At 60.5% G+C, this 4,379-nt stretch carries 5 protein-coding genes; all 5 read right to left on the reverse strand.

The genetic code is table 11. The features are described from left to right. Positions 1-93: 93 nt before the first annotated feature. Positions 94-474, reverse strand: coding sequence for an aspartate 1-decarboxylase (panD, locus tag ACXRVY_RS18360; RefSeq protein WP_003228271.1), 381 nt, complete (start codon positions 472-474; stop codon positions 94-96). A gap of 198 nt (positions 475-672) precedes the next feature. Then, positions 673-1,533, reverse strand: a complete 861-nt coding sequence (gene panC / locus ACXRVY_RS18365) for a pantoate--beta-alanine ligase (RefSeq protein WP_223463701.1) — start codon at positions 1,531-1,533, stop codon at positions 673-675. Further along, entirely contained in the window at positions 1,530-2,330 is an 801-nt protein-coding gene (gene panB, locus ACXRVY_RS18370; RefSeq protein WP_223463700.1) for a 3-methyl-2-oxobutanoate hydroxymethyltransferase, read from the reverse strand. Before panB ends, panC begins: the two co-directional genes overlap by 4 nt. Positions 2,331-2,694: 364 nt before the next feature. Next, positions 2,695-3,180 carry a 2-amino-4-hydroxy-6-hydroxymethyldihydropteridine diphosphokinase gene (folK, locus tag ACXRVY_RS18375; RefSeq protein WP_223463699.1) on the reverse strand — a complete coding sequence of 162 codons (486 nt, stop codon included), beginning with the start codon at positions 3,178-3,180 and terminating at the stop codon, positions 2,695-2,697. Between the two features lie 3 nt (positions 3,181-3,183). Continuing rightward, positions 3,184-4,379, reverse strand: a 1,196-nt coding sequence (locus tag ACXRVY_RS18380; protein WP_458237930.1) for a polynucleotide adenylyltransferase PcnB, incomplete at its 5' end; no start/stop codon positions are given.

The following is a 4,379-nucleotide window of genomic DNA, read 5'->3' on the forward strand; positions in this document are numbered from 1 at the left end:
ATGATCTGTCTTGCCTTTGTCTGACCTGTTTCCGGTACTTTTTTAACACCAAAGTTAGGAACGGTCCGACAAACGGAAGAGTCAGGACTCGGATCAGGCGACCTGGACCGGAATGGCGTTGCTGGTGTGGCTCAGTTCATTGCCCGGTGCCATGTAGAGCATGCGCGGCTTGAAGTTGAGCAGTTCGGCTTCGCTGTAATGAGCGTAAGCGCAGATGATCACGCGATCGCCGACCTTGGCCTTGTGCGCCGCGGCGCCATTGACCGAGATCATGCGCGAACCTTCTTCGCCACGGATGGCGTAGGTGGTGAAGCGCTCGCCGTTGTCGACGTTGTAGATCTGGATTTGTTCGTACTCGCGGATGCCGGAAAGGTCCAGCCATTCACCGTCGATGGCGCAGGAGCCTTCGTAATCGAGTACAGCGTGGGTGACTTCGGCGCGATGCAGCTTGGCTTTGAGCATGATGGCGTGCATGAGTATTTCCCAGGTCGGCGGGCAAAATGGCCCGAAGGGTTTGTGGGGGCAATGCGTTATATGTGGGCGCAGCAGAACCCCTGTGGGAACGAGCTTGCTCGCGATGAGGGCATGACATTCAGCATTTTCAGTGACTGTTAGTACGCCATCGTCGGAACGCCGCCCGGAGCAGGCTCGCTCCCACAGGTTTTTTAGTGTCTAGAGGGGCGCGTCGAGGTTCAGGTGCAGGTTGTCGATCAACCGCGTCGTACCCAGGAACGCCGCCACCAGAATCACCAGGTCACGATCCTGCGCCGTCGCCGGGCGCAAAGTCAGGGCATGGCGAATTTCCAGATAGTCAGGGCGCAGGCCGGCTGTTTCGAGCTGTTTGATCTGCGTGCCGATCAGCGCCGGGTAGTCGCGTTCGCCCTGCCTGATCGCCTCGCCGATCGCTTTCAGCGTGCGGTAGACCACCGGTGCCACAGCGCGTTGCTCTTCGTTGAGGAAGCCGTTGCGCGACGACAGCGCCAAGCCATCGGCCGCCCGTACGGTCGGCTCACCGATGATCTGGATCGGCATGTTCAGGTCATGAACCAGCGCGCGAATCACCGCCAGTTGCTGAAAGTCTTTCTCGCCGAAAATCGCCAGGTCCGGCTGGACCATGTTGAACAGCTTGCTGACAACCGTCGCCACGCCTTCGAAATGCCCCGGCCGGCTGGCGCCGCACAGGCCTTCGGACAATTGCGGGACACTGACGCGGGTCTGGCCGGTCATTCCGCCGGGATACATCTCCTCGACGGTTGGCGCGAACAACAAATGGCAACCGGCCTGGAGCAGTTTTTCCTGGTCGGCGGCGAGGGTGCGCGGGTACTTGTCGAGGTCTTCGCCAGCACCGAATTGCAGCGGATTGACGAAAATGCTCGCAACCACGAAATCTGCCCGTTGGGAGGCTTTGGTCACCAGGGCAACGTGGCCGCTGTGCAGGTTGCCCATGGTTGGCACAAAGGCGATGCGCTTGCCTTCGCTACGGGCACGGGCCACGGCGGCCCGCAGTTCGCGTACGGTTTTTACGGTGTTCATGCAGAGAATCCGTGTTCGATCCCAGGGAAGGTCGCCGCTTTGACTTCAGTCACGTAGGCATTCAACGCATCTTCAATGCTGGTCTGGCCAGTCATGAAGTTTTTTACGAATTTTGGCAAGCGGCCGGTAATGGACAGCCCCAGCATGTCGTGCAGAACCAGCACCTGGCCATCGGTGCGATTGCCGGCGCCAATACCAATCACCGGTATCTTCACCGCCTGGGTGATTTCTTCTGCCAGTTCGCTCGGGACGCACTCGAGCAGCAACATTGCCGCACCAGCCTGTTCCAGGGAAATCGCGTCGGCACGCATCTGCCGGGCCTGGTTTTCATTGCGACCCTGGACCTTGTAGCCGCCAAGGATGTTCACCGATTGCGGCGTCAGGCCCATGTGCGCGCAAACAGGGATACCGCGTTCGGCCAGCAGGCGGATCGAATCGGCCAGCCACAACGCCCCTTCAACCTTCACCATATGCGCGCCGGCCTGCATCAACAGCGCGCTGTTGGTCATGGCTTGCTCGGTGGTGGCGTAGGCCATGAATGGCAGGTCGGCGAGGATCAAGGCATCGCTGTTACCGCGTTTGACGGCAGCCACGTGGTAAGCCATTTCGGAGGTGGTGACAGGCAAGGTGCTGTCGTGGCCCTGCAAAACCATGCCGAGGGAGTCGCCCACCAGCAGCACTTCGACACCAGCCTGATTGCAGGCGTGGGCGAAGGTCGCGTCGTAGCAGGTCAGCATGGTGATCTTTTCACCTTTTTGCTTCAGACCTTGCAGGGTGGTCAGGGTGATGGCTGGCATGAAAAGTTCCTCATTCAGGCGCTGTGGAAACTACTGCGAGTAACGCGCGTGATTCTTCGTTAAATACAGGCGCACGCTCTTTTGTCGTGCTTTTAAGGCCTGGATTGCGCCCTTGAACGCCGTGTAGGCGGCAGCGGGACGCCTATAGTCGTGAGGAGAACGAGGGAAGTCAATTGCGTGTGTTACCGCATTGTTACGGGTGGGGTGTTACCGGGGTAACTGATGCGATTCAGCAGCAGATCTTGTGTCTGGCCCAAGATCCCCTGTAGGAGCGAGCCTGCTCGCGATGGCAGTGTGTCAGTCAGCATTTCATTCGCTGACAGACCGCTATCGCGAGCAGGCTCGCTCCTACAGGGGATTTTGGTCAATTTTGGGGCAGGCGTTCCAGGCCGACGAACGGGCATGCCTTGAGCAGTTCGGCCAAGGTCCGGCCATCGGCCAGGTGCAGATCCGCAGGGGCCAGTTCCGCCAGCGGATACAACACGAAGGCTCGTTCCTGCATATGGTAATGGGGAACCTTGAGGCGCGGTTCGTCGATCAGGCGATTACCGAACAGCAAGATGTCAAGGTCCAGCGTGCGCGGCCCCCAGCGCTCAAGGCGCTCGCGACCCTGGCCGTTTTCGATGGCCTGCAAGGCATCGAGCAAATCCAGCGCTTCCAGCGTGCTGTCGAGAGCAGCCACCGCATTGGTGTAGCGCGGTTGTCCGGGTAGCAGCGAGTCGCTTTGATAAAAAGCGGAAACCCCAACCAGCGCCGTTTGCGGCAAGTGCGCCAGCGCCTCGACGGCGCTGCGCAATTGTTCGGCGGGGTCAGCCAGGTTGCTGCCCATGCCGATGTAGATGCGTTCCATGGATTACTCGCCCGTGGTACTCGAGGCGCCGGCAGCGCGTTTGCGTTTGGAACCACCGCTGCGGCGGCGTTTGCGCGGGGCGCCGGTGCCTTCGTCCTTGCCGCTGAGGTCGCGAATCATGTCACGGCGCTCGCTTTCGTTGGCGTCCTGGTAGTCCGTCCACCATTCGCCCAGGCCATCGGTCTGCTCGCCGGCGCTTTCGCGTAGCAACAGGAAGTCGTAGCCGGCACGGAAGCGCGGATTGTCCAGCAACAGATCGGCACGCTTGCCGCTGCGGCGCGGCAGGCGTTCCTGCATGTCCCAGATCTCGCGGATCGGCATGGTGAAACGCTTCGGAATCGCGATCCGCTGGCACTGTTCGGCAATCAGCTCGTGCGCCGCTTCCTGCATCGCCGGAATCGGCGGCATGCCACGCTCCTGCAGGCGCAGGACGCGGGCCGGCAGGGCAGGCCAGAGCAGGGCTGCAAACAGGAAAGCCGGGGTGACCGGTTTGTTCTGCTTGATCCGCAGGTCGGTGTTGATCAGGGCTTCGCTGATCAGGGTGTGGGTGTACGTCGGGTTGTATTCCAGTGCTTCGGCGCTGGCCGGGAACAGTGGATCGAACAACTGCAGGTCGACCAGCATTTCAAACGTATCGGCGGCATGACCGGAGAGGAACAGCTTGAGCACCTCTTCGAACAGGCGGGCCGACGGAATCTCGCGCAGCATTGGTGCCAGGCCGCGGATCGGCAGGGCGCTGTGTTTTTCGATGCCGAAGTTCAGCTTTGCGGCGAAACGCACGGCCCGCAGCATCCGTACCGGGTCTTCCTGGTAGCGTTGCGTCGGATCGCCGATCAGGCGGATCAGGTGATTGCGGATGTCGTGTACGCCGTTGGCGTAGTCGAGGATGCGTTCGCTGACCGGATCGTAATACAAGGCATTGATGGTGAAGTCGCGACGTTGCGCGTCCTCTTCCAGGGTGCCATAGACGTTATCGCGCAAGATGCGCCCGCTTTCGTTGCGCGAAGACTGATTGCTGTCTTCCTCGTCTTCGTTCTGCGGGTGATTGGCGCGGAAGGTCGCGACTTCGATGATTTCGCGGCCGAAGTGGATGTGCACCAGTTTGAATCGGCGCCCGATGATTCGCGCGTTACGGAATTCGGCCCGCACCTGCTCGGGTGTGGCGCTGGTGGCAACGTCGAAATCTTTCGGTGTGATAC

The sequence above is a fragment of the Pseudomonas sp. P5_A2_2 genome (assembly GCF_054177685.1).

What these genes read in the sequence shown, in the direction of transcription:
- panD (WP_003228271.1), bottom strand. Translation starts at nt 474, where the DNA reads ATGCACGCCATCATGCTCAAAGCCAAGCTGCATCGCGCCGAAGTCACC.
- panC (WP_223463701.1), bottom strand. Translation starts at nt 1,533, where the DNA reads ATGAACACCGTAAAAACCGTACGCGAACTGCGGGCCGCCGTGGCCCGT.
- panB (WP_223463700.1), bottom strand. Translation starts at nt 2,330, where the DNA reads ATGCCAGCCATCACCCTGACCACCCTGCAAGGTCTGAAGCAAAAAGGT.
- folK (WP_223463699.1), bottom strand. Translation starts at nt 3,180, where the DNA reads ATGGAACGCATCTACATCGGCATGGGCAGCAACCTGGCTGACCCCGCC.